Annotated in this window: 24 protein-coding genes; 11 read left to right on the forward strand and 13 right to left on the reverse strand. The window is 66.8% G+C overall.

Going from position 1 to position 21,473, the window contains the following annotated elements; all coding sequences use genetic code 11:
* Nucleotides 1-37 precede the first annotated feature (37 nt).
* From clpX to ACJASC_RS07060, 5 genes are read left to right on the forward strand one after another with little or no spacing between them, the layout of a single operon-like run.
* Complete coding sequence (clpX, locus tag ACJASC_RS07040; protein ID WP_021694239.1) at nucleotides 38-1,303, forward strand: ATP-dependent Clp protease ATP-binding subunit ClpX; 1,266 nt, start codon at nucleotides 38-40, stop codon at nucleotides 1,301-1,303.
* Between the two features lie 4 nt (nucleotides 1,304-1,307).
* Entirely contained in the window at nucleotides 1,308-1,616 is a 309-nt protein-coding gene (locus tag ACJASC_RS07045) for a Rid family hydrolase (protein ID WP_415144712.1), read from the forward strand.
* Nucleotides 1,613-1,753 (forward strand): hypothetical protein, encoded by a 141-nt coding sequence (locus ACJASC_RS07050; RefSeq protein ID WP_415144714.1) that lies wholly within the window; start codon nucleotides 1,613-1,615, stop codon nucleotides 1,751-1,753. The genes ACJASC_RS07045 and ACJASC_RS07050 overlap by 4 nt, the downstream gene beginning before the upstream one ends.
* On the forward strand, nucleotides 1,750-2,133 hold the full coding sequence (locus tag ACJASC_RS07055; RefSeq protein WP_415144716.1) for an NADH:ubiquinone oxidoreductase subunit NDUFA12: 384 nt from the start codon (nucleotides 1,750-1,752) through the stop codon (nucleotides 2,131-2,133). The genes ACJASC_RS07050 and ACJASC_RS07055 overlap by 4 nt, the downstream gene beginning before the upstream one ends.
* Nucleotides 2,130-2,486 carry a DUF2155 domain-containing protein gene (locus ACJASC_RS07060; protein WP_415144779.1) on the forward strand — a complete coding sequence of 119 codons (357 nt, stop codon included), beginning with the start codon at nucleotides 2,130-2,132 and terminating at the stop codon, nucleotides 2,484-2,486. Before ACJASC_RS07055 ends, ACJASC_RS07060 begins: the two co-directional genes overlap by 4 nt.
* Here ACJASC_RS07060 and aat read toward each other — a convergent pair.
* The 10 genes from aat to ACJASC_RS07110 form a co-directional block, all read right to left on the reverse strand.
* The gene (gene aat, locus ACJASC_RS07065; protein ID WP_415144718.1) at nucleotides 2,450-3,094 is read right to left on the reverse strand and encodes a leucyl/phenylalanyl-tRNA--protein transferase; all 645 of its coding nucleotides are present in this window, start codon (nucleotides 3,092-3,094) and stop codon (nucleotides 2,450-2,452) included. The genes ACJASC_RS07060 and aat overlap by 37 nt on opposite strands.
* A 15-nt stretch (nucleotides 3,095-3,109) precedes the next feature.
* Nucleotides 3,110-4,459, reverse strand: a complete 1,350-nt coding sequence (gene accC, locus ACJASC_RS07070) for an acetyl-CoA carboxylase biotin carboxylase subunit (protein WP_415144720.1) — start codon at nucleotides 4,457-4,459, stop codon at nucleotides 3,110-3,112.
* 5 nt (nucleotides 4,460-4,464) lie between these two features.
* Complete coding sequence (gene accB / locus ACJASC_RS07075) at nucleotides 4,465-4,968, reverse strand: acetyl-CoA carboxylase biotin carboxyl carrier protein (protein WP_415144722.1); 504 nt, start codon at nucleotides 4,966-4,968, stop codon at nucleotides 4,465-4,467.
* 354 nt (nucleotides 4,969-5,322) lie between these two features.
* Nucleotides 5,323-5,541, reverse strand: coding sequence for a hypothetical protein (locus ACJASC_RS07080; RefSeq protein WP_415144724.1), 219 nt, complete (start codon nucleotides 5,539-5,541; stop codon nucleotides 5,323-5,325).
* A gap of 118 nt (nucleotides 5,542-5,659) precedes the next feature.
* Nucleotides 5,660-7,609: an acetate--CoA ligase gene (gene acs, locus ACJASC_RS07085; RefSeq protein WP_415144726.1), complete on the reverse strand. Its 1,950-nt coding sequence runs from the start codon at nucleotides 7,607-7,609 to the stop codon at nucleotides 5,660-5,662.
* A gap of 27 nt (nucleotides 7,610-7,636) precedes the next feature.
* A complete protein-coding gene (locus ACJASC_RS07090; RefSeq protein ID WP_415144728.1) occupies nucleotides 7,637-8,392 on the reverse strand; it encodes an ABC transporter ATP-binding protein in 756 nt (251 codons plus the stop codon).
* A 16-nt stretch (nucleotides 8,393-8,408) separates the two neighbouring features.
* Nucleotides 8,409-9,167, reverse strand: coding sequence for an ABC transporter ATP-binding protein (locus tag ACJASC_RS07095; RefSeq protein ID WP_021694230.1), 759 nt, complete (start codon nucleotides 9,165-9,167; stop codon nucleotides 8,409-8,411).
* Nucleotides 9,168-9,178: 11 nt separating this feature from the next.
* Nucleotides 9,179-10,387 (reverse strand): branched-chain amino acid ABC transporter permease, encoded by a 1,209-nt coding sequence (locus ACJASC_RS07100; RefSeq protein WP_415144731.1) that lies wholly within the window; start codon nucleotides 10,385-10,387, stop codon nucleotides 9,179-9,181.
* A gap of 3 nt (nucleotides 10,388-10,390) precedes the next feature.
* On the reverse strand, nucleotides 10,391-11,422 hold the full coding sequence (locus ACJASC_RS07105; RefSeq protein WP_415144733.1) for a branched-chain amino acid ABC transporter permease: 1,032 nt from the start codon (nucleotides 11,420-11,422) through the stop codon (nucleotides 10,391-10,393).
* Between the two features lie 115 nt (nucleotides 11,423-11,537).
* Nucleotides 11,538-12,881, reverse strand: coding sequence for a substrate-binding protein (locus ACJASC_RS07110; RefSeq protein WP_415144735.1), 1,344 nt, complete (start codon nucleotides 12,879-12,881; stop codon nucleotides 11,538-11,540).
* A 215-nt stretch (nucleotides 12,882-13,096) separates the two neighbouring features.
* On the opposite strand from ACJASC_RS07110, the gene ACJASC_RS07115 reads away from it, so the two are divergent.
* The 4 genes from ACJASC_RS07115 to ACJASC_RS07130 are packed head-to-tail and all read left to right on the forward strand — an operon-like array spanning nucleotide 13,097 to nucleotide 17,833.
* Nucleotides 13,097-14,473 carry a short-chain fatty acyl-CoA regulator family protein gene (locus ACJASC_RS07115; protein ID WP_415144737.1) on the forward strand — a complete coding sequence of 459 codons (1,377 nt, stop codon included), beginning with the start codon at nucleotides 13,097-13,099 and terminating at the stop codon, nucleotides 14,471-14,473.
* Nucleotides 14,474-14,519: 46 nt separating this feature from the next.
* Entirely contained in the window at nucleotides 14,520-14,888 is a 369-nt protein-coding gene (locus tag ACJASC_RS07120; RefSeq protein WP_021695310.1) for a response regulator transcription factor, read from the forward strand.
* Nucleotides 14,881-15,150, forward strand: coding sequence for a hypothetical protein (locus ACJASC_RS07125; RefSeq protein WP_415144740.1), 270 nt, complete (start codon nucleotides 14,881-14,883; stop codon nucleotides 15,148-15,150). The genes ACJASC_RS07120 and ACJASC_RS07125 overlap by 8 nt, the downstream gene beginning before the upstream one ends.
* Nucleotides 15,151-15,154: 4 nt before the next feature.
* Entirely contained in the window at nucleotides 15,155-17,833 is a 2,679-nt protein-coding gene (locus tag ACJASC_RS07130; protein WP_415144742.1) for an ATP-binding protein, read from the forward strand.
* A gap of 253 nt (nucleotides 17,834-18,086) precedes the next feature.
* Here ACJASC_RS07130 and ACJASC_RS07135 read toward each other — a convergent pair whose 3' ends face one another.
* Nucleotides 18,087-18,527, reverse strand: a complete 441-nt coding sequence (locus tag ACJASC_RS07135; protein ID WP_415144744.1) for a protein tyrosine phosphatase family protein — start codon at nucleotides 18,525-18,527, stop codon at nucleotides 18,087-18,089.
* Nucleotides 18,528-18,674: 147 nt separating this feature from the next.
* On the opposite strand from ACJASC_RS07135, the gene ACJASC_RS07140 reads away from it, so the two are divergent.
* Nucleotides 18,675-19,931, forward strand: coding sequence for an enoyl-CoA hydratase-related protein (locus ACJASC_RS07140; RefSeq protein ID WP_415144746.1), 1,257 nt, complete (start codon nucleotides 18,675-18,677; stop codon nucleotides 19,929-19,931).
* Here the strand turns inward: ACJASC_RS07140 and ACJASC_RS07145 are convergent.
* Nucleotides 19,918-20,133, reverse strand: coding sequence for a hypothetical protein (locus tag ACJASC_RS07145; protein WP_021695316.1), 216 nt, complete (start codon nucleotides 20,131-20,133; stop codon nucleotides 19,918-19,920). The two genes, ACJASC_RS07140 and ACJASC_RS07145, sit on opposite strands and share 14 nt — an antisense overlap.
* A 156-nt stretch (nucleotides 20,134-20,289) precedes the next feature.
* Between ACJASC_RS07145 and ACJASC_RS07150 the strand changes: the two genes are divergently transcribed.
* The gene (locus ACJASC_RS07150; RefSeq protein WP_021695317.1) at nucleotides 20,290-20,553 is read left to right on the forward strand and encodes a DUF2312 domain-containing protein; all 264 of its coding nucleotides are present in this window, start codon (nucleotides 20,290-20,292) and stop codon (nucleotides 20,551-20,553) included.
* A 16-nt stretch (nucleotides 20,554-20,569) separates the two neighbouring features.
* Here the strand turns inward: ACJASC_RS07150 and ACJASC_RS07155 are convergent, their stop codons facing one another.
* A complete protein-coding gene (locus ACJASC_RS07155) occupies nucleotides 20,570-21,448 on the reverse strand; it encodes a hypothetical protein (RefSeq protein ID WP_415144748.1) in 879 nt (292 codons plus the stop codon).
* Nucleotides 21,449-21,473 lie beyond the last annotated feature (25 nt).

Below are 21,473 nucleotides of genomic sequence, written 5' to 3' on the forward strand. Positions count from 1 at the left end.
GAGAGATAAAGCAGGGCCGATGGCCCGGGGGTTCGATATGGCAAGCACGTCCGGCGGCGACAGCAAGAACACGCTCTACTGCAGCTTTTGCGGAAAGAGCCAGCACGAGGTGCGCAAGCTCATCGCGGGACCGACCGTGTTCATCTGCGACGAATGCGTCGAGCTGTGCATGGACATCATCCGCGAAGAGACCAAGGGCTCCGGCCTGAAATCCGCCGAGGGCGTTCCGACGCCGCGCGAGATCTGCGACGTGCTCGACGACTACGTGATCGGCCAGATGCATGCCAAGCGCGTGCTCTCGGTCGCAGTCCACAACCACTACAAGCGGCTCAACCACGCGGCCAAGGCCAGCGACATCGAGCTGTCGAAATCCAATATCATGCTGATCGGCCCTACCGGTTGCGGCAAGACGCTGCTCGCGCAGACGCTGGCCCGTATCCTTGATGTGCCCTTCACCATGGCGGACGCGACGACGTTGACCGAGGCGGGCTATGTCGGCGAGGATGTCGAGAACATCATCCTCAAGCTGCTTCAGGCTTCCGAGTACAACGTCGAGCGGGCGCAGCGCGGCATCGTCTATATCGACGAAGTCGATAAGATCACCCGCAAGTCCGACAACCCCTCGATCACCCGCGACGTTTCGGGCGAGGGGGTGCAGCAGGCCCTTTTGAAGATCATGGAGGGCACCGTGGCCTCCGTGCCGCCGCAGGGCGGGCGCAAGCATCCGCAGCAGGAGTTCCTGCAGGTCGACACCACCAACATCCTGTTCATCTGCGGTGGCGCCTTCGCCGGTCTCGACAAGATCATCGCGCAGCGCGGCAAGGGATCGGCCATGGGCTTCAACGCCGATGTGCGCGGTCAGGACGATCGTGGCATCGGTGAGATCTTCGGCGATCTGGAGCCTGAGGATTTGCTCAAGTTCGGCCTGATCCCCGAATTCGTCGGCCGCCTGCCGGTGATCGCGACGCTGACCGATCTCGACGAAGAGGCGCTGGTCACCATCCTGACCCAGCCCAAGAACGCGCTGGTCAAGCAGTACCAGCGCCTGTTCGACATCGAAGATACCAAGCTCACCTTCACCGAGGATGCGCTCAAGGCGATCTCGCGCAAGGCGATCGAACGCAAGACCGGCGCGCGCGGCCTGCGCTCGATCATGGAGGGCATCCTGCTCGACACGATGTTCGAATTGCCGAGCCTTGAAAGCGTCACCGAGGTGGTGGTCAACGAGGAGGCGGTCGGCGACGGCAAGCCGCTGATGATCCACGCCGACGGCGCGAAGAAGGAAACTGCCTCCGCGGGCTGAGGCGATGGAGCGTTTCAAGTCCGGATCGGAGTTCGAGGGACGGATCGGCTACGGCCGGTCCGTCCTTTGCGATGGGTGGGTCTTCGCCTCCGGCACCACAGGCTACGACTATACCAGCATGACGCTGCCTAAGGGCATCGAGGCGCAGTGCCAAGCTGCCTTGGCCAACGTCGCGGCGGCGCTGGAGGCAGCGGGATCGGGCATGGAACGCGTGGTGCGTGTCACCTACATGCTCCCGACAGGGCCGAATTTCCAGCCTGTTGGCCTTTCTTGCGGGCCGCATGGGGTGCTGCGCCGCCGGCCGCGACGATGATCGAATGCAGCCTCATGGAGCCCGCGATGCGGATCGAGGTCGAGGTCACGGCGCGGCTGCGCCGAGGCCCCGCTGACCACTGGACCTCGCGCCTGCTTTGCGGCATGACGGGGCGCAGGACAGGAGACCAGTCATGAGCCTCGGCAGCATTCTCAAGCGGACCTTCACCTGGTGGAACGGTCAGACCTTCGGCACCCAGCTTTTCACCTGGCGCAAGGGTGAGAAGGTGGGCGAGGACAAGCAGGGCAACATCTTTTATCGCAACGCCGACGACTCGAAGCGCTGGGTCATCTTCAACGGCGAAATCGAGGCGAGCCGCATCGATCCGGAGTGGCATGGCTGGCTGCACCGGACCTGGGACGAGCCGCCGACCACGCGCCCCATGGTCCATCGCCCTTGGGAGAAGGCGCACGAGCCGAACCACACCGGCACCGCGCAGGCTTATGCGCCCGCGGGATCAATCCGTCGCGCGGCCCCCGTCGTGACCAAGGATTACGACGCGTGGCAGCCCGAATGATCCGCCGCGCGGCGCTGGTTCTGGCGCTGCTCGCCGCCCCGGCGGGCGCCCAGCAGGCGGCGCAGGCGCCCGGCGGCGTGCTGCGCGTGCTCGACAAGATCACCGGAGCGGTCACCGATCTCGACCTTGCCACGGGTGAAAGCGCGACGGTCGGCCACCTGTCGATCGAACTCGATGAATGCCGCTATCCCGCCGACAACCCGGCGGGTGACGCCTATGAGCGGCTGATCGTGCGGTATCAGGAGGTCGAAACGCCGGTGTTTCAGGGCTGGATGATCGCATCGGCCCCCGCGCTCAACGCGATGGACCATCCGCGTTACGACGTCTGGGCATTGCGCTGCAGGACGTCCTGAACCGGGGCCGGGGCACCGGGCGCAATGAAATCGCCCCGTTGCTCCAGCGCCGTCGCAAGCGCCGCGCGGTAACGCGCGCGCGGGATCTCGACAAAACCCAAGCTGGCCAGATGCGGCGTCAGGAACTGCGCATCGAAGAGGGTGAACCCGCCCAGCCGCAGACGGTCCACCAGCCAGGCCATCGCCAGCTTTGATGCATCGGTGTGGCGGGAGAACATGCTTTCGCCGAAGAACGCCCCACCCAGCGTGACCCCGTAGATGCCGCCCGTGAGCTGACCCTCATGGCGCACCTCGACCGAATGGGCGAACCCCATGCGGTGCAGCGCGGCGTAGAGTTCGAAGATCTCGTCGTTGATCCAGGTTTCGGGCCTGTCGGCGCAGCTTGCGACCACACCTTCGAAATCGCTGTTCACGACGATCTCGAAGCCACCCCGGCGCATCCGCCGCGCGAGGCTGCGCGACAGGCGAAAATCGTCGAGTGGCAACACTCCGCGCTGGCGCGGGTCGACCCAGAAGATCTCCGGGTCGTCCCGGCTTTCGGCCATCGGGAACACGCCCTGCGCGTAGCCATGCAGCAGCAGCTCGGGCGTGAGCCGGGCAGGGGACATGCGCGGCCCCCCGTCCTACCCTTGCAGCGTCTGTTCGAGCCACCGCTCGAGCCAGTGGATGTTGTAGTCACCCGACAGAATGTCAGGTTCACCCAGAAGCGCGTGATGCAGCGGCACGGTGGTGTCGATCCCGTCCACGATCAATTCGCCCAAGGCCCGGTTGAGCCGGGCCAGCGCCTCGGCCCGGTCGGAGCCATGCACGATCAGCTTGGCGATCAGGCTGTCGTAATAGGGCGGGATTCGGTAGCCGTCATAGAGCGCGCTGTCCATGCGCACGCCGAGGCCACCGGGGGCGTGATACTGCGTGATCCGGCCTGGGCAGGGCGCGAAGTTCGGCAGCTTCTCGGCGTTGATCCGCACCTCGATCGCATGGCCGCGAATGTGCAGGTCGTCTTGGGCGAACGACATCGGCAGGCCCGAAGCCACGCGGATCTGCTCGCGCACCAGATCGACGCCGAAGATAGCCTCGGTCACCGGATGCTCCACCTGCAGGCGGGTGTTCATCTCGATGAAGTAGAACTCGTCGTTCTCGAACAGGAACTCGATCGTGCCCGCGCCCGAATACTTGATCTTGGCCACGGCGTCGGCACAGACCTTGCCGATGCGGTCGCGCAGCGCTTGCGTGATGCAAGGGCCAGGCGCCTCCTCGAGCACCTTCTGATGGCGCCGCTGTAGCGAGCAGTCGCGCTCGCCCAGATGCACAGCGCGGCCCTTGCCGTCGCCGAAGACCTGGATCTCGATATGGCGCGGCGTGGTAAGGTACTTCTCGATATAGACTTCGTCATTGCCGAAGGCGGCCTTGGATTCGGAGCGCGCGGTCTGGAAGGCGCGCTCGATCTCGGCCTCGGATTTGGCGACCTTCATACCGCGTCCGCCACCGCCGGCGGTGGCCTTGATGATCACCGGGTAGCCGATTTCGGCGGCGACCTTTCGAGCGGCCTCGACACTCGGCACGCCGCCATCCGAGCCGGGCACGCAAGGCACGCCGAGCGCCTTCATCGTGTCCTTGGCGGTGATCTTGTCGCCCATCATGCGGATGTGCTCCGCCGAGGGGCCGATGAAGGTCAGCCCGTGGTCCTCGACCGCCTGCACGAAGGCGGCGTTTTCGGATAGGAAGCCATAGCCCGGATGGATCGCCTGCGCGCCCGTGATTTCGCAGGCCGAGAGGATCGCAGGGAAGGAAAGATAGGATTGCGAGGAGGGCGGCGGCCCGATGCAGATCGCCTCATCGGCCATGCGGACATGCATGGCATCCGAATCGGCGGTCGAATGCACCGCGACACTCTTGATGCCCATCTCGCGCGCGGCGCGCACGACCCGAAGCGCGATCTCGCCGCGATTGGCGATGAGGATCTTGTCGAACATGGGGCTCACTCGATGATCATCAGCGGCGCGCCGAATTCGACGGGACTGCCATCTTCGACGAGGATGCGTTTGACCGTGCCGGAGCGGGGTGCGGGAATCTGGTTCATGGTCTTCATCGCCTCGATGATGAGGACGGTGTCGCCCTCCTTCACTTGCGCGCCAGGGGTCACGAAAGCGGGCGTGCCGGGCTCGGCCTGAAGATAGGCGGTGCCGACCATGGGCGAGGTGACGGCGCCGGGGTGGCTCGCCGGGTCATCCGAAGGGGCCGCGGCGGCGGCGGCAGGGGCGGCGGCGGTCATCGACGCGGCGGGTGCCGCGGGGGCGCTCGACGCCTGCGGCATGGCGACCTGCTGGACCACTTCGCGGGCACGGCTGACGCGGACGTTCAGGCTGTCGTTCTCGCCGTAATCGCGCTTGACCTGAAGCTCGGTCAGGTCGTTCTGGTTCAGCAGTTCCGCCAGCGCGCGGATGAAGCTGACGTCGCTGTCGTGGCTGGTCGTGTCGCTCATGTCTCAGGGCCCCTCGTATAGCGCCCGTCCGGGCAGCAGTTCCGGGGGCTTATACGCCGGTTCTCCGGACGAGGAAAGCAGCCCGCGACCGGGACCGGGCCACGGCGCGGCGTCAATCGGCGACGCGCAGCGGCTCGGTTCCGGTGCCAAGGCCCTGCGGTACGTTTTCTGGCGGGATCAGGGGCGTCTCGGAGATGGGGCGGGCCAAGTCCGTGCCGCCATCCTGTTCTGGTTCCGGGGCGCGAACGTGGCTTGCCGCTCGCGTTCCATGTCGGCCTCGCGATGCTCCCGCGCGCGTTCACTATTTGGCCGGATGGTGATGCCCCAGGGCTTGAGCACCCTTTGGGGAGAATATTACTTGGGCGACACATCATTGCCGAGCAGCGCGGCTTGTACGAGGCCCATTTTGACCTGATCGGGCGGGCGCGGCACGATGACGGCTGGGGCGTACGGGCGGGTGACGGGCAGCGGGTCGGATCTCGAAGGCGAGGCGGGCAGGGTTTCGACCGGCGCGCGCAGGTTGGCCGAGATCGTCGGGCCGGACAGCGTTGGCATCGATCTAGGGGTTTCCATTCAAAGCTCCCGAATCATTGGTCGCGATCAGGATGAGTTTGGCCGTAGAATATGAACAAACCACGAAGAACGGGGTCGGGGCGGGCCCACGTCGCCGTGGACCCGCTCGGTGGCGCGATCAGTTGCGATTCATTCGGTTGGCGATCAGGTCTTCGACAACCTGCGGCTCGGCCAGCGTCGAGGTGTCGCCGAGGCTATCGTGATCGTTCTCGGCGATCTTGCGCAGGATGCGGCGCATGATCTTGCCCGAGCGGGTCTTGGGCAGGCCGGGGGCCCACTGGATGCAGTCGGGCTTGGCGATGGGGCCGATCTCCCGGCGCACCCATCCTTCCAGTTCGCGGCGCAATTCGTCGGTGGCCTCCACCCCTTCCATCAGCGTGACATAGGCGTAGATGCCCTGTCCCTTGATCTCGTGCGGATAGCCGACCACGGCGGCTTCGGAGACGGCCTTGTGTGCCACCAGCGCGCTCTCGACCTCGGCCGTGCCCATGCGGTGACCTGACACGTTGATCACGTCGTCGACGCGGCCGGTGATCCAGTAATAGCCATCCGCGTCGCGACGGCAGCCGTCACCTGAGAAATAGAACCCCTTGTATTGCGAGAAATAAGTCTGCTCGAAGCGGTCGTGATCGCCCCAGATCGTGCGCATCTGACCGGGCCAGCTGTCGGCGATGGCGAGCACGCCCTCGACCTCGGTCGCCTCCAGCACTGCGCCCGACTGCGGGTCGAGCACGACCGGCTTGACGCCAAAGAAAGGCAGGGTGGCCGAGCCGGGCTTGGTCGCGATCGCGCCCGGCAGGGAGGTGATCATGTGGCCGCCTGTTTCGGTCTGCCACCACGTATCGACGATCGGCACGCGGCCCTTGCCGATGACGCGGTCGTACCACTCCCAAGCCTCGGGGTTGATCGGCTCGCCCACGGTGCCCAGCACCTTGAGCGACGACAGATCGCAGCCCTCCGCCCACTGCTCACCCTTGCCCATCAGGGCGCGGATCGCGGTGGGGGCGGTGTAGAACTGATTCACTTTGTGCTTCTCGCAGACCTTCCAGAAGCGCGAGGCGTCGGGATAGGTCGGCACGCCCTCGAACATCAGCGTCGTGCCGCCATTGGCCAGCGGCCCATAGACGATATAGCTGTGCCCGGTGACCCAGCCGACATCGGCGGTGCACCAGTAGACGTCGCCATCATGGTAATCGAAGGTGTATTGATGCGTCATCGCCGTGTAGGCGAGATAGCCGCCGGTCGTGTGCACGACGCCCTTGGGCTGGCCGGTGGAGCCCGAAGTGTAGAGGATGAACAGCTCGTCCTCGGCGCCCATCTCCTCGGCCGGGCAGTCGTCGGAGACACCATCCTCCATCTCGTGCAGCCAGTGGTCGCGGCCCTCGACCATCTCGACCGCGCCGCCGGTACGCTTGACCACGAGCATCTGCGTGCCTTCGGGGCATTTCTCGAAGGCTTTGTCGGCATTGGTCTTGAGGGGCGTGTTGCGGCCGCCCCGGGGCGCCTCATCGGCGGTGATCACCACCTTCGCGTCGCAGCCCGTCACCCGTGCCGACAGCGCATCGGGCGAAAAGCCCGCGAAGACCACCGAATGGATCGCGCCGATCCGGGCGCAGGCCAGCATCGCATAGGCCGCCTGCGGGATCATCGGCATGTAGATGACGACGCGGTCGCCCTTTTTTACGCCCATCGTCTTTAGCACGTTGGCGAACTTGCCCACATGCGAATGCAGCTGCTGGTAGGTGATGTGCTGCGCTTCGGCCTGCGGGTCGTCTGGCTCCCAGATGATGGCGGTCTGTGTGCCGCGCGTCGCGAGATGCCGGTCGATGCAGTTCTGCGCGACGTTGAGTGTGCCGTCCTCGAACCATTTGATCGAGACCTGCCCGAGCGTGAAATCGGTCTCCTTGACCTTGTCATAGGGCTTGATCCAGTCGAGCCGTTTGCCCTGTTCGGCCCAGAATCCCTCCGGGTCCTGCATCGACTGCGCGTACATCCGGTCATAGGCGGCGCGGTCGGCATGGGCGCGAGCGACGGTGTCCTTGCTTGGCTCGTGAAGCTGCGGTGTCATGAGCTTTTCCTCTTCTCTCCCTGATGCTCAGATCGCGAGGTAGCGCTGGCGCAACGCCTCGTCCTTGAGCACCTCCTGCGCCGATCCGTCATAGACGACCGAGCCTGTGTCAAGGATCACGGCCCGGTCCGCGAGCTTGAGCGCGGCGACGGCGTTCTGCTCCACGATGATCGTGGTGATCCCCTGATCCCTGATCACGTTCAGCGTCTTAGCAATTTCCTGCACGATCACGGGAGCGAGACCTTCGTAGGGCTCGTCGAGCAGCAGCACCTTGATGTCGCGCGCCAGCGCCCGGGCGATGGCGAGCATCTGCTGCTCGCCGCCCGACAGCGTGACGCCCTCCTGTCGCCGCCGCTCCTTGAGGCGCGGAAACAGCCCGTAGATCCGCTCCAGCGACCATCCCACGGGCGGCGCGATCTGCGCCAGCTGCAGGTTCTCCTCGACGGTGAGGCCGGGAATGATGCGCCGGTCCTCGGGCACGAGCGCGATGCCGTTGCCCGCCGCCTCATGCGCCTTCATCTTGTGCAGCGGCTTGTGATCGAGCCAGATCTCGCCATGCCTGAGCGCCGGGTTGTCGAGCCGGGCGATGGTGCGCAACGTCGAGGTCTTCCCCGCGCCGTTGCGGCCCAGAAGTGCGAGGATCTCGCCTTCGTGGATGTCGAAGCTGACCCCTTGGACGATGTAGCTTTCGCCGTAATAGGCCTGGATGTCCCAGACCGAGAGGAATTTGGGGTGGGTCGCGGCGCTGTTGCGATCGCGGTCGAATGTCGCTGTCTCTGCCATGTTCTCGCTCCCGCGTTCAGACCTGCGCTTCGCCCAGATAGGCTTCGCGCACCTTGGGGTGACCCTTGATGTTCTCGGGCGTTTCCTCGACCAGCGGCGTGCCCTGCGCGAGAACGGTGATCCGCTCGGCGAGCGAGAACACGACATGCATGTCATGCTCGATGATCGCCATGGTGATGTCGCGCTTGGACTTGATCTCCTTGAGCAGGTCGATGGTGTTGTTGGTGTCGGCCCGCGCCATGCCCGCCGTCGGCTCGTCCAGAAGCAGCAGCTTGGGCTTCTGGACCAGGCACATCGCCATCTCGAGGCGCCGCTTGTCGCCGCGCGACAGGCTCGAGGCGGTCATGCCGCGCTTGTCGAGCATGTTGACGTCGGCGAGCATCTCCTCGGCTTGCTCGCGGATGCCCGTTTCCTTGCGCACCGTCTCGTAAGCATGCAGCCGGAACGCGCCGTCGCGCCGGGCGAAACACGGGATCATCACGTTTTCCAGCACCGTGAGATCTGCGAAGATCTCGGGCGTCTGGAACACGCGGGAGATGCCCATCTGGTTGATCTCGTGCGGCTTGCGGCCAAGCACCGACTGCCCGTCGAACATGACGCTGCCCGAATCCGGGATCAACTTGCCGACGAGGCAGTTCAGCAGCGTCGACTTGCCCGCCCCGTTGGGGCCGATGATGGCGTGGACGGTGTTCTCCTTGATGGAGAGGTTGACGTCGCCCAGCGCCTGCAGGCCGCCGAAGCGCTTGTTGACGCCTTTGACTTCGAGAATGCCCATCGTCGCGCTCCTTATTCCGCGGCGGCGCGCTGGCGCGCGGCGTCGGATTCCACGTGGTCGGCGTTACGGTCGCGGCGGCGGAACAGGCGACCGGTCCGCTGCGCGCCTTCGACGAGGCCGCCGGGCAGGAAGATGACGACCAGCATGAACATGAGGCCCAGCGTCAGGTGCCAGCCCTTGCCGATGAAGGGGTGGAGGACGGCGACGATGACATTCTCAAGGCCGTCGGGCATGAAGGCGAACCACTGGTGCAGGATGCCGTCGTTGATCTTCGAGAAGATGTTCTCGAAATACTTGATGAAGCCCGCACCCAGCACCGGCCCGATCAACGTGCCCGCGCCGCCGAGGATGGTCATCAGCACCACCTCGCCGCTCGCGGTCCACTGCATCCGGTCGGCGCCCGCCAGTGGGTCCATCGCCGCCAGAAGCCCGCCCGCGAGGCCCGCATACATGCCCGAGATCACGAAGGCCGCGAGCGTGTAGGGCCGGGTGTTGAGGCCGGTGTAGTTCATCCGCTGCTGGTTCGACTTCACCGCGCGCAGCATCATCCCGAAGGGCGACCGGAAGATCCGCACCGAGATGTAGAAGGCCACGAGCAGCAGAACCGCGCAGAAGTAGTAGCCAACCGAGAAGTCCCAGGACCACGGACCGACGAAGAGCGTCGTGGTGTCACGCATCTCGGCCCCGAAGAGCGAGGTGACCGGCAGGCCGCCCGTCGAGGCGCCGTCGAGGATGCGCGGGTCCGACAGGGTGAGCTGAAGCCCGGTTTCGCCATTGGTGATCGGGGTGAGCACCGAATAGGCGAGGTTGTAGCTCATCTGCGCGAAGGCCAGCGTCAGGATCGAGAAGTAGATGCCCGAACGGCGCAGGCTGACGAAGCCGATCACGAGGGCGAAAAGCCCGGCCATGATCACCGACAGCAGGATCGCCGGGAGCACGTTCATCGACAAGAGCTTGAACATCCACACCGCCGAGTAGGAGCCAATGCCGAGGAACGCCGCGTGGCCGAAGGAGAGGTAGCCGGTGAGACCGAACAGGATGTTGAAGCCGATCGCGAAGATCCCGAAGATCACGAAGCGCTGCATCAGGTCGGGATAGCCCGCGTTGAACTGCGCCAGCGCCGATCCTGTCGGAAAGGGGTTGAGGATGATCGGGGCGAACAGCGTGATGACGGCCACCGCGATCAGGAGAAGGGTGTCTCTGCGCTCAAGTCCGAGCATGGCTTATTCCTCCATCACGCCACGGCGGCCCATCAGGCCCCGCGGACGGGTCAGCAGAATGACGATGGCGACGAGGTAGATGATGATCTGGTCGATGCCGGGCAGGAGCGACTTGACCTCGTTCATCGAGGCGAAGCTCTGCAGGATGCCCAGGAGGAACCCCGCCAGCACGGCGCCGGGCAGCGAGCCCATGCCGCCCACGACGACCACCACGAAGCTCAGCACCAGGAAATCCATGCCCATGTGGTAGTTGGGACTGAGGATCGGCGTGTACATCACGCCCGCGAGCCCCGCGACGGCGGCGGCAAGCCCGAACATCAGCGTGAAGCGGCGGTCGATGTCGATGCCCAAAAGCCCCACGGTCTCGCGGTCGGCCATGCCGGCGCGGACCACCATGCCGAAGGTGGTGAACTGCAGAAAGGCGAAGACGCCCGCGATGATGATCGCCGCGAAGAAGAAGTAGACCAGCCGCCAGTAGGGGTAGATGATCGAATAGGGATCGAAGCCGAGCCAGGCGCCGATGTCGAGGCTGCCCTTGAAGGCCGACGGGGCGGGCATCGGGATCGGGTTAGCGCCGTAGAAATACTTGATCACCTCCTGCAGCACGATGGCGAGGCCGAAGGTCACGAGGATCTGGTCGGCATGGGGGCGCTTGTAGAAATGCTTGATCAGCCCGCGCTCCATCACGAAGCCCACCAGCACCATCACCGGGATCGCCAGCAGGATCGCCAGTGGCACCGACCAGTCGATGATGGCCGCGCCCAACTCGGGGCCGAACCAGTTCTCGACATAGGGGGTCTGCACCTTCATCGGGTTGCCGAGAAAATCGGTCCTCTCGGGATCGATGGTGGTGACGCTGATGGTCAGGATTTTCTGCAAGGTCACGGCGCAGAAGGCGCCGATCATGAACAGGGCGCCATGGGCGAAGTTCACCACGCCCAGCGTGCCGAAGATGAGGGTCAGGCCCAGCGCGATCAGCGCGTAAGCCGACCCCTTGTCGAGCCCGTTCAGGATCTGGATGAGTATGGCGTCCATGGTCCCCGTCCATTTGTGAGGATGGTCATACCGCCCCCGATCGCGCACCCCTCGGGGCGCGCGTCGGGAGGGACCGGTCGCGGATCATGCGACCGGTTGATTATGGTAAAGGCGCTCAGGCGCCCGGGTTGCACTCGCCCAGCGCGCCGCCCGCGAACATCGGGTGGTCCGGCGCATAGGTGACCTGCTTGGTCGGCGTGACCTCGACGATTTCCACGAGGTGGAATTCGTCCTGCGGGTTCTCGGCCCCCTTCACCACCACCACGTCCTTGAAGCACTGGTGATCGTCGGCCCGGTACAGCGTCGGACCGTTGCCCATGCCGTCGAACTCGAAGCCCTCCAGCGCCTCGACCACGGCGCAGGGATTGAAGTCGCCCGCCCTTGTCACGGCGTCCGCATAGAGCAGCGTCTGCACGTAGCAGGTGTGCGCGGCCTGAGATGGCGGGAAGCCGTATTTCTCGCCAAAGCTTTTCACGAAGGCTTTGGTGCCCTCGTCCTCAAGCTTCCAGTCCCAGTTCTGCGAGCCGGGAATGCCCGAGATGGCGGAGCCCGCGCCGCGCGCCATCAGCTCCGAATAGAGCGGCACGACGATCTGGAAGTCCTTGCCATTGGCCTGCCGGTCGCGCAGTCCGAACTGCACGGCTTGGGTGAGCGAGTTCACCATGTCCCCGCCGTAGTGGTTGAGCACCAGCACGTCGGCGCCCGAATTCAGCACCGGCGCGATATAGGAGGAGAAGTCCCCCGCGCCGAGCGGCGTGCGCACCTTCTCGGCGGTCTGCCAGCCCATCGCCTCGGTTGCCGCGGCGATCGATTCCTCCTGGGTCCAGCCCCAGGTGTAGTCGGCGGTCAGGTGGTAGGCCTTGCGATCGGTGCCGTAGAGGTTCTGCAGCACCGGCGCGAGTGCTGCGGCCGACATGTAGGCGTTGAAGAAGTGGCGGAAGCCGTTGGCCTTGCGGTCCTTGCCGGTGGTGTCGTTGGAATGGGTGAGACCGGCCATGAAGATTACGCCCGCCTCCTGACACAGGCCCTGCACGGCGACGGCAACGCCCGAGGACGAGCCGCCGGAGATCATGATCGCGCCGTCCTTCTGGATCATCGACTGCGCAGAGGCGCGGGCGGCGTCGGACTTGGTCTGGGTATCGCCGGTGACGAATTCGACCTTCTTGCCCATGATGCCGGTGCCGTCGAGCGCCTTGGAGGAGAACGTGTTGAGCATTCCTCCGTCGCCTTCGCCGTTGAGATGCTCGACCGCGAGTTCGAAGGCGCGCAGCTCGTCGGCGCCCTCGTCGGCATAGGCCCCGGTCTGCGGCACGTTGAAGCCGAGCGTGACCGAGCCGCCGGTCGGGTTGTTGGTGAAGGCTGAAGCGCCGGACGCGAAGATCGTCGGCATCGCCAGACCCGCGCTGCCCACGGCGCCGGTCTTCAAAAGGCCGCGCCGCGAGAAGTTCTGTCGTCTCATGTGGTCTCCTCCCTGATATTCCGGTCGATGCGCGCCGGACCTCCTCCGCCCGACCCGCGCCGCCACATCTTTCGATGCAAGGGCAGTATCGGGGCTTCGATGAAAATCGCGCAACAAGTGCTTGGACTGTTGGCCATTTGCTGTAAATTTATCGACATGACCCATCGTAAACCGGTAAATCCCTTTTCTCGCGCTTGCAGCAACGGCACCGCAGCATGAGCGTCGGACCATCCGCGAGCGGCGCGCTTGCCGGGACGCGGATCCGGGCGCGGCGGCTGGATGCGGGGGTGGCGCAGGGTGAGCTTGCGCGGCGCATCGGCGTCTCGCCCTCCTATCTGAATCTGATCGAACACAATCGCCGCCGCATCGGCGGCAAGCTTCTCAACGCCATCGCGCGCGCGCTCGATCTCGAGCCCGCGCTGCTTTCCGAAGGGGCGGGCGGTGCGCTGGTCGCGCGGCTCGCGGCGGCGGCGGCGGCGCAGGGACGGCCTGGAAGCGCGCCGGAGGAGTTCGCTGGGCGGTTTCCGGACTGGGCGGCGTTGGTCGATGCGCAGGCGCGGCAGATCGAGACGCTAGAGGGGCAGGTCGCGGCGCTGGGCGACCGGCTTGCCCATGATCCGGAGCTTTCGGCCTCCCTGCATCAGGTGATCACCGCTGCCACGGCAATCCGCTCCACCGCTTCGATCCTCGCGGGGAGCGAGACGCTCGACCGGGATTGGCAGGCCCGGTTTCACCGCAATATCCACGCCGAGAGCCTGCGGCTCGCCGATAGCAGCCGCAGGCTCGCAGGTTATCTCGAGGCGCCGGGCGGCGATCCGGGCGGGGCCGCACTATCGCCCCACGAGCAGGTGGAGCGGTTCCTCGAGACGATGGACCACCACCTTCCCGCGCTCGAAGGAGCGCAGCCCGCGATGCGCCCCGACGAGATCGCCTCCGGCGCGCCGGGGCTCGACGCCGCGGCGCAAAGCGTGCTGAAACACCAACTCGACATCTACCGCGCCGATGCCGCGGCGCTGCCGCTCGACGCCGTGGCGCAGGCTTGGCAGGACAGCCCGGACCCGCTGGTGATCGCAGCGTGGCTGAACCAGCCGCTGGAGCGGGTGATGCGTCGTCTTGCAACGCTGCCGGCGGGGATCGGCCCGCCCCGGGCGGGTCTCGTGGTCTGCGACGCGTCGGGCGCGATACTGCGGCGCCGCCCGCTCGACGGGCTGACGCTTCCGCGCGGCGGCGCGGCCTGTCCGCTCTGGCCGCTGTTCGAGGCGCTGGTGCGCCCCGGACGGCCACTGCGCGCGGTGGCGCGGTTGCCGGGCGCGGAGGAGGAGACGGGAGACGGGACCGGCGGCGTGTTGTGCTGCACCGTCGCCACGCTTATGCCCACCGCGGATTGGGGTGCGGCGCCAAGGGTCGAGGCGGTGATGCTGATGCTGCCACAGGATGCCGCGCCCCAGACGCTGCCCGAGAGGGCGGTCGGACCGGGCTGCCGGTTGTGTCCGCGTCGCGGCTGCGCGGCCCGGCGCGAGCCGCCGCTGCTGCCGCGCCCGGAAGAGGAGGCTTTGACAGCACCGGACGCCCCGGCGATAGTGGCGCGGTAAAAGCACGCGGTCCGGGGGAGGACCGTGCGCGAGGGAGGGGCCGAGGATGGCCAGACGTGTCCTGCTGATCGAGGACGAGCCGAACATCATCGAGGCCGTGAGCTTCATCCTGTCGCGCGATGGCTGGACCGTGCACACCCATTCAGACGGGCTTAGCGCGGTCGAGAGAGTGCGCGCGCATCCGCCCGATCTGGTGATCCTCGACGCGATGTTGCCGGGCCGTTCGGGCTTTGACATTCTGCAGGAGCTGCGCGGCGATCCGGCGACGCGGACATTGCCGGTGATGATGCTGACCGCGCGCGGTCAGGCGCGCGACCGCGATCTGGCGATGCGCTTGGGGGCCACCCATTTTATGACCAAGCCGTTCTCGAACGCCGAAGTGCTCGACCGGGTGCGCGCGCTTGCCAATGGCTGAGGGCCCGCGTTCGGGAACGAGGCCTCCGGTCTTTCTCGCCCGCGCCTCCTACCGCCGCCGCAGGCTGCACGACACGGCCCGTCTGGCCCCTGTGGCGGCAGCGTTCCTGTGGGCCTTGCCGCTGCTCTGGCCGCATGGCGAAACGCAGGTCTCGGCGGTGCTGGTCTATCTCTTCGTGACATGGGGCCTGAGCGTGCTGGCTTCGGCGGCGCTTGCCCGTGCGCTGCGCCGGGCCGAACGCGACACTGATACGGACGGCTAGGCCGATGCTCGGCTTCAACGCCCTCGTCTCGATCGCGCTGCTGTACGGCGCCTTCCTGTTCAGCGTGGCCTTCGCGGCCGAGCGCCGTGCCGCGCAGGGTCGCGACGGCTGGCTGCGCAGCCCGTGGATCTACACTCTGTCGCTGTCGATCTATTGCACCGCTTGGACCTTCTACGGCGCGGTCGGCTATGCCGCCCGCTCAGGTCTGGAATACCTTACCATCTATCTCGGTCCCAGCCTCGTGATGATCGGCTGGTGGTGGCTGCTGCGCAAGCTGGTGCGCATCGGCCGCGCCCAGAGGATCACCTCGATCGCCGATCTAGTGTCCTCGCGCTTTGGCAAGTCGAGCCTTCTGGGGGTAATCGTGACCCTGCTGGCGGTGGTCGGCGTCACGCCCTACATCGCGCTGCAACTGCAATCTATCGCACAGTCGCTCGACGTCTTCGCGGCACGCGGAGAGGGCGGCTGGACGGCGCGGGACGGCGGCTCGGCAGCATTGTGGTCGGCCGTGGGGCTGGCGCTCTTCACCATCCTGTTCGGCACCCGCAACCTCGACAGCAACGAACGCCACCACGGCATCGTCATGGCGATCGCGGTCGAAGCGGTGGTCAAGCTCGGCGCGCTGGTCGGCTTGGGCATCTACGTGGTTTGGGGCTTGGGCGGCGGCGTCTCCGACATGCTGGCTCGGCTCGACGCCTCTCCCATCGCCGCTTGGGAGCAGTCGGGCGGACGCTGGATCGGCTTCACGCTGCTTTCGGCGGGGGCCTTCCTTTGCCTGCCGCGTATGTTTCAGGTGCTGGTGGTCGAGAACGCGGATGAGAGCCACCTCGCCACCGCGAGTTGGGCCTTTCCGCTCTACCTCGCGCTGATGAGCCTCTTTGTGGTGCCGATCGCCGTAACCGGGCTCGACATCCTGCCCGCAGGCACCAACCCCGACATGTTCGTGCTGACGGTGCCGCTGAGCCAAGGGCGCGACGGGCTGGCAGTCTGGGCCTTTCTGGGCGGGTTTTCCTCGGCCGCCTCGATGGTGATGGTTGCGACGATCGCGCTTGCCACGATGATGTCGAACCACATCATCGTGCCGATGTGGCTGCGCTCGCGCAGGGGCGGCGCGATGATGGCGGGCGATGTGCGCGCCATGGTGCTGACGGCGCGGCGGGCCTCGATCCTCGGTGTGCTGGGGCTGGGCTATCTCTATTTCCGGCTGTCGGGCGGCGGCACGGCGCTGGCCTCGATCGGTCTGGTGGCCTTCGTGGGCGTGGTGCAGGTGCTGCCGGCGCTCGTCGGCGGGCTGTTCTGGCGCGGGGCGACGCGCGGCGGCGCGGCGACGGGGCTGCTGCTGGGTTTTGCAGTTTGGTTCTGGGCGATGTTCCTGCCCAGCGTCGGCGACGGCACAGCGATCCCGGCCGGGGTGATGCAGGCAGGGCCGTTCGGCATTGATTTCCTGCGCCCGCAGGCGCTGTTCTGGACCGGCGGGCTCGACCCGGTGCTGCACGCAGCGCTGTGGTCTCTGGCGCTCAACGTCGCGGGCTTTGTCGCGGTGTCGCTGGCGAGCTTTCCCGGCCCGGTGGAGCGATTGCAGGGTGCGCAGTTCGTCGGCGTCTTCGAACTCTCCGAAGGGCCGGGAAGCTGGGCACGCGGGGCCGCCGACGCCGAGCCGCTGCTTGTCATGGCCCAGCGCATCATCGGCGCGCCCGAGGCGCAGGCGATCTTTGCCAGCCACGCGGCCCTTCAGGGCAAGGAGGGACGGCTGCCGGACGTCACCCCCGAATTCATCCGCGCGCTGGAGCGCGAACTCGCGGGCTCGGTCGGAGCGGCGACGGCGCATGCGATGATCGGCCAGATGACCGAGGGCGTCAGCGTCTCGGTCGAGGACCTGATCGCCGTGGCGGACGAGACCGCGCAGATCATGGAATATTCGAATCGGCTGGAACAGAAGTCGGCCGAGCTCGGGCGCACGGCGGCGGCGCTTCGCGAGGCCAATGCCAAGCTCACTGCGCTCTCGGTACAGAAGGACGGCTTTCTGAGCCAGATCAGCCACGAACTGCGCACGCCGATGACCTCCATCCGCGCCTTTGCCGAGATCCTGCGCGAGGGCGGGCTCGACGAGGCCGAGCAGGAGCGTTTCGCCGGAATCATCGGGGATGAGGCGGGGCGCCTGACGCGGCTGCTCGACGACCTGCTCGATCTGTCGGTGCTCGAAGCGGGGCAGGGGCTGCTCGACCTGCGCCCGACCTCTTTGGGCGGGGTGGTCGATCGTGCGCTCGATGCGGCATTGCCCTTGCGCGACGGGCTCGGGCTGCACCGTGATCCCGAACTCGACAGGCTGGAGGTCGTGACCGATCCCGATCGGCTCGCACAGGTCTTCATCAACCTGATCGCCAACGCCCGCAAATATTGCGACGCGCCGCGGCCCGAGCTGCGCATCGTCTGGAACCCGGCCGTCCACGCCGTCGACTTCATCGACAACGGCTCCGGCATTCCCCCCGATCAGGGACGGGTTATCTTCGAGAAGTTCTCGAGGCTCAGCGATGCCGGCAAGGCTGGCGGAGCCGGGCTCGGCCTTGCGATCTGCCGCGAGATCATGACCCGGCTGGGTGGCGGCATCCGCTATCTCCCCGGCCAGGGCGGCGGTGTCTTTCGGGTCGAACTGCCGCCCTCTCCGACCAGCGAGACACGTTGAAGTCCCACCGCCAAATCAGATCCGGTGTCCTCGTGCGCACGAACGGGTCCACCAGTGGGCCCCGGCGCAGCATGGGCACCTAACCAAGGTCTGAATGAGGCTTTCGACCTCTATCGCGCGACACCTCGTGTATCGAAAGCGAACGCGCTGCCATGTCGCAAGGTCCGGCTCGAACGGTCGGCATCTTGATCGGTTGCAGGATATCACGGGCGCCATGCCATCAACGATCAAGGGCGCGTCCGGCGGTCGAGGGCTAACCCTCGGCTTCGTCGTCCTCGCGCAGCGCATCGAGCTGCGGACGCAGGCGTTCGAGATCGTAGCCCTGCTTGGCGGTGGCTTCGATGATGGCGTCGGTCTCCATCCGCGCGACCTGGCCGAGCGACCAGACGATCGAGGAGCGCGTGCCTGACGCGCAATAGGCGAGAACCGGGCCGTCGGAGCCGTCGAGCACCTGCATCTGCCGATCGACGATCTCGCGGTTCAGCCCCTGATGCGTGACCGAGTTGACCGCAAAGCGCAGACCGGCCGCTTCGGCGGCGATGCGCAACGTCTCGGCCTGCAGCTCGACGGGAACCTCCTCGTCGGGGCGGTTGCACAAGACCGTGGTAAATCCGGCCTCGGCGATGGCGGGAATGTCCTCCGGCTCGATCTGCGGGCTGACGGCGTAGTCGGGGCTGATGCGGCGTATGTCCATGCGGCGATGATTACCGTCTCGCCGCTGACACGTCCAGACGCGTTGCGCGGCTGCCATTGGCCGGGACCGCGGAATCGCCGGGACTTGCGCCTGTGCGGCGCGCCGCCGATCATGGCGAAAGCTAGGCAGCATGCGGGGAGAACGGCGATGCAGGGAGGGACGGTCACGACGCGGCTGATCGACGGCATCGCGCGGATCACGCTCGAATCGAGCCCGGGCAATGCGCTCGATTCCGCCACGCGCCATGCGCTCGCCGCCGCGCTTTCCAGGATCGAAGCCGCGTTGCAGGGCGACAACGGCCCGCGCGGCGTCGTGCTCACCGGGGCGAACGGGGTGTTCTCGGTCGGGGTGGACCTGCGCGAACTGGATCGACCGGGCAAGGGCGCCGAGCTTGCTGCGATCTGCCGCAGGTTGGAGCGATTGCCGGTCCCTGTGGTGGCGGCCCTGCCCGGAAGCGCCATCGGCGGCGGGGCCGAACTGGCGCTGGCCGCGCATTACCGCCTCGCGGTAGGCGAGGCGCGTTTTGGGTTGCCCGATATCGTGCTTGGCCTCCCGCCGGGGGCGGGGGGGGGGCAGCGCCTCGCCGCCCTGTGCGGCGCTAGGGCCGCGCTCGACCTGTTATTGCGCGGGCGGCCCATCACGGCGCAGGTGGCGCGCGAGATGGGCGTGCTTGACGGCATTGTGACCGACGATCTTCTTGGCGCGGCTCATGCGCTGGCGGCCCAACTCGCGGCGGCGGGTATCCGGCCCCGTCCGGTCGCGGGTCGGCGCGAACGGACGGCTGACGGGGCGGAGTGGCTCGACACGGTGCGGGGCAAGCAGAGCGCGATCGCTCAGGCTGCGCTGCGCAGCGCTGCGCGGATCGTCGATTGCATCGAGGCGGCTCTGCTGCTCCCCGCCGGTGCGGCACTGCGCTTCGAGCGGACGGCTCATGCCGACGCGCTGGCCGATCCGCAGTTTCTCGCGCTGCGACATGTCTACTTCGCCGAGCGGCGAATTTCTACGGCGCTGCTCGAACGCAGGCCGGGCCGGGCCGGTCCGACCGCTCTGGGACGGGGACTTCTGGCGGTGCTGACGCGGGGCAGCGAAGGGCTGAGCGGCCAACGCAGGCTCGCCGCATCGGTGGCGCAGGGTGCACGGCTTCTTGCGGCGGGCCGCGTGGCTCGCGCTTCGGATATCGATGCGCTGGCCGTGCACGGTCTGGGCTGGTCGCGGCTGACGGGAGGGCCGTTCTTCGAGGCCCGACAGCAGGGCCTTGGCCCGCTGGTGGAGCGGATGCAGTTCTGGGCCGAGGAGGACCCCGTCTTCAATACGCCGTCCCTGCTGCGGGCCGCCACTGAGACGGATGACGACATCGACGCGGCGCTGCGGCGGGGCCGCAGCGAGGTCGTCAGGACAGGATGAGGCCGACCACCACCATCATCAGTCCCAGCATCGACAGCATCAGCGCGCCGATATTGAGCGGCACGACCCGCGCGAGGCGCGCACGCATCTGCGCGTCATCGAGCCCGAGCCGCCGCAGCCGCACCACCGCGACAAGGCTCCAGACGATGGCGCCAAAGCCCGCCAGCGTGATCGCCGCGCCGATCCAGATGATGATGTCCATGCCCGCACTCCCGCTGATCCTGCGCCTGTCGCACTAAAGCCGCCGCCGCGGCGGCACAAGCCCGCCTCCCGTCCCGTCAGGGCCCCGGCGGCGCTTGAAGCCCGCCCGGCCGGGCGCTAGGGAATGGACCCGTTATCGGCCCATCAGGAGAAGCCCATGAGCGAGTCATCCGTCATCGACGTGCAAAGCAATGCGGCGGGCGAGGAACTGCGCCAGTTCATCGAGCGCGTCGAGCATCTCGAAGCCGAGAAGAAGGACATTTCCGAAGGCATCAAGGAAGTGATGGCGGAGGCCAAGGGGCGCGGCTACGACACCAAGATCCTGCGCAAGGTGATCGCGCTGCGCAAGCGCGACGCCGACGACATCGCCGAGGAAGAGGCGGTGCTCGACATGTACAAGGCAGCACTTGGCATGAGTTGACGCCGCACCTCGCCGCTCAGGCGGCGAGGAAGCGCACGCCCTCCATCCGCGCGATCCGTTCGAGGTCGGCCTCGTAGATCGCGGTCAGATCGGCAATTAGCGCTGCGTCCCACCCTGGCAGGTCGATCTCGCTTTCGACCGCGTCGGGGCGGGCGTATTTGTCGAGAAACGCCGACACCACGCGCCGGGTCTGTTCGGGCGAGGCTGGGGGATGCGCCTCGAGATAATCGCGCAGGCGTGCCGCGCCCTCTGGGTGCATGATCTCGTAGACGAGGTCATGTGCGCCCTCGATCGGCGCGTCGGGCCCGAGCCCGGCCAGCGCCCGCACCAGATCGGGCCACAGCAGCGCCGAATCCTCGTCGCACCAGACGGTCAGCCCGGCGTCGGGGGCCGCGTGCCGCAGCCGGGCCACCACGTCCGACCACAGGATCGAACGCGGATCGAGACCGGCCATGAACGCGTCGAAGCCACGGCCGCGGGTCTGCTCCCAGCAGGCGGGCACGAAGCTCGCCGGGTTGCGGATGCTCAGGAACATCTCGATCCGATCCTCGGGAAACAGCGCCCGCAGCGAACGCGCCTTGAAAGTCGCCATCTCGTGAAAGCACCCGGCCTCGCAGATCCGCGCCGGCGTGCAGATGAAGGCCGGGTTGCCCATGACCAGCCGCTCGGTGGTCTCGCCGTGATCGAGGATCGCATCGATCAGCACGTCCCGGGTGCCGGGTTCGGGGGGCGCGCCGCGCAGATGCTGGATCGTCTCGCGGATCAGGCGGCGATACCGCGCGGGGTTGGGCACGCGGGTGCCTTGGCTCGCCAGAAGCGGCAGGTTCTTCGCGACCGATTTCAGCAAACGGTCGTCATCGGTGCAGTTGGCGCCGATGTGAAAGGCGATGTCCATGCGGCTTCGGTCCCCGTTCCCGTTC

Origin of the sequence: Limimaricola cinnabarinus, from assembly GCF_047631075.1 — a bacterium.
Classification (GTDB): Bacteria; Pseudomonadota; Alphaproteobacteria; order Rhodobacterales; family Rhodobacteraceae; genus Limimaricola; species Limimaricola cinnabarinus.

Excerpts from the sequence above, each read along its gene's own strand:
- clpX (WP_021694239.1), top strand. The coding sequence starts at position 38 with ATGGCAAGCACGTCCGGCGGCGACAGCAAGAACACGCTCTACTGCAGC.
- ACJASC_RS07045 (WP_415144712.1), top strand. The coding sequence starts at position 1,308 with ATGGAGCGTTTCAAGTCCGGATCGGAGTTCGAGGGACGGATCGGCTAC.
- ACJASC_RS07050 (WP_415144714.1), top strand. The coding sequence starts at position 1,613 with ATGATCGAATGCAGCCTCATGGAGCCCGCGATGCGGATCGAGGTCGAG.
- ACJASC_RS07055 (WP_415144716.1), top strand. The coding sequence starts at position 1,750 with ATGAGCCTCGGCAGCATTCTCAAGCGGACCTTCACCTGGTGGAACGGT.
- ACJASC_RS07060 (WP_415144779.1), top strand. The coding sequence starts at position 2,130 with ATGATCCGCCGCGCGGCGCTGGTTCTGGCGCTGCTCGCCGCCCCGGCG.
- aat (WP_415144718.1), bottom strand. The coding sequence starts at position 3,094 with ATGTCCCCTGCCCGGCTCACGCCCGAGCTGCTGCTGCATGGCTACGCG.
- accC (WP_415144720.1), bottom strand. The coding sequence starts at position 4,459 with ATGTTCGACAAGATCCTCATCGCCAATCGCGGCGAGATCGCGCTTCGG.
- accB (WP_415144722.1), bottom strand. The coding sequence starts at position 4,968 with ATGAGCGACACGACCAGCCACGACAGCGACGTCAGCTTCATCCGCGCG.
- ACJASC_RS07080 (WP_415144724.1), bottom strand. The coding sequence starts at position 5,541 with ATGGAAACCCCTAGATCGATGCCAACGCTGTCCGGCCCGACGATCTCG.
- acs (WP_415144726.1), bottom strand. The coding sequence starts at position 7,609 with ATGACACCGCAGCTTCACGAGCCAAGCAAGGACACCGTCGCTCGCGCC.
- ACJASC_RS07090 (WP_415144728.1), bottom strand. The coding sequence starts at position 8,392 with ATGGCAGAGACAGCGACATTCGACCGCGATCGCAACAGCGCCGCGACC.
- ACJASC_RS07095 (WP_021694230.1), bottom strand. The coding sequence starts at position 9,167 with ATGGGCATTCTCGAAGTCAAAGGCGTCAACAAGCGCTTCGGCGGCCTG.
- ACJASC_RS07100 (WP_415144731.1), bottom strand. The coding sequence starts at position 10,387 with ATGCTCGGACTTGAGCGCAGAGACACCCTTCTCCTGATCGCGGTGGCC.
- ACJASC_RS07105 (WP_415144733.1), bottom strand. The coding sequence starts at position 11,422 with ATGGACGCCATACTCATCCAGATCCTGAACGGGCTCGACAAGGGGTCG.
- ACJASC_RS07110 (WP_415144735.1), bottom strand. The coding sequence starts at position 12,881 with ATGAGACGACAGAACTTCTCGCGGCGCGGCCTTTTGAAGACCGGCGCC.
- ACJASC_RS07115 (WP_415144737.1), top strand. The coding sequence starts at position 13,097 with ATGAGCGTCGGACCATCCGCGAGCGGCGCGCTTGCCGGGACGCGGATC.
- ACJASC_RS07120 (WP_021695310.1), top strand. The coding sequence starts at position 14,520 with ATGGCCAGACGTGTCCTGCTGATCGAGGACGAGCCGAACATCATCGAG.
- ACJASC_RS07125 (WP_415144740.1), top strand. The coding sequence starts at position 14,881 with ATGGCTGAGGGCCCGCGTTCGGGAACGAGGCCTCCGGTCTTTCTCGCC.
- ACJASC_RS07130 (WP_415144742.1), top strand. The coding sequence starts at position 15,155 with ATGCTCGGCTTCAACGCCCTCGTCTCGATCGCGCTGCTGTACGGCGCC.
- ACJASC_RS07135 (WP_415144744.1), bottom strand. The coding sequence starts at position 18,527 with ATGGACATACGCCGCATCAGCCCCGACTACGCCGTCAGCCCGCAGATC.
- ACJASC_RS07140 (WP_415144746.1), top strand. The coding sequence starts at position 18,675 with ATGCAGGGAGGGACGGTCACGACGCGGCTGATCGACGGCATCGCGCGG.
- ACJASC_RS07145 (WP_021695316.1), bottom strand. The coding sequence starts at position 20,133 with ATGGACATCATCATCTGGATCGGCGCGGCGATCACGCTGGCGGGCTTT.
- ACJASC_RS07150 (WP_021695317.1), top strand. The coding sequence starts at position 20,290 with ATGAGCGAGTCATCCGTCATCGACGTGCAAAGCAATGCGGCGGGCGAG.
- ACJASC_RS07155 (WP_415144748.1), bottom strand. The coding sequence starts at position 21,448 with ATGGACATCGCCTTTCACATCGGCGCCAACTGCACCGATGACGACCGT.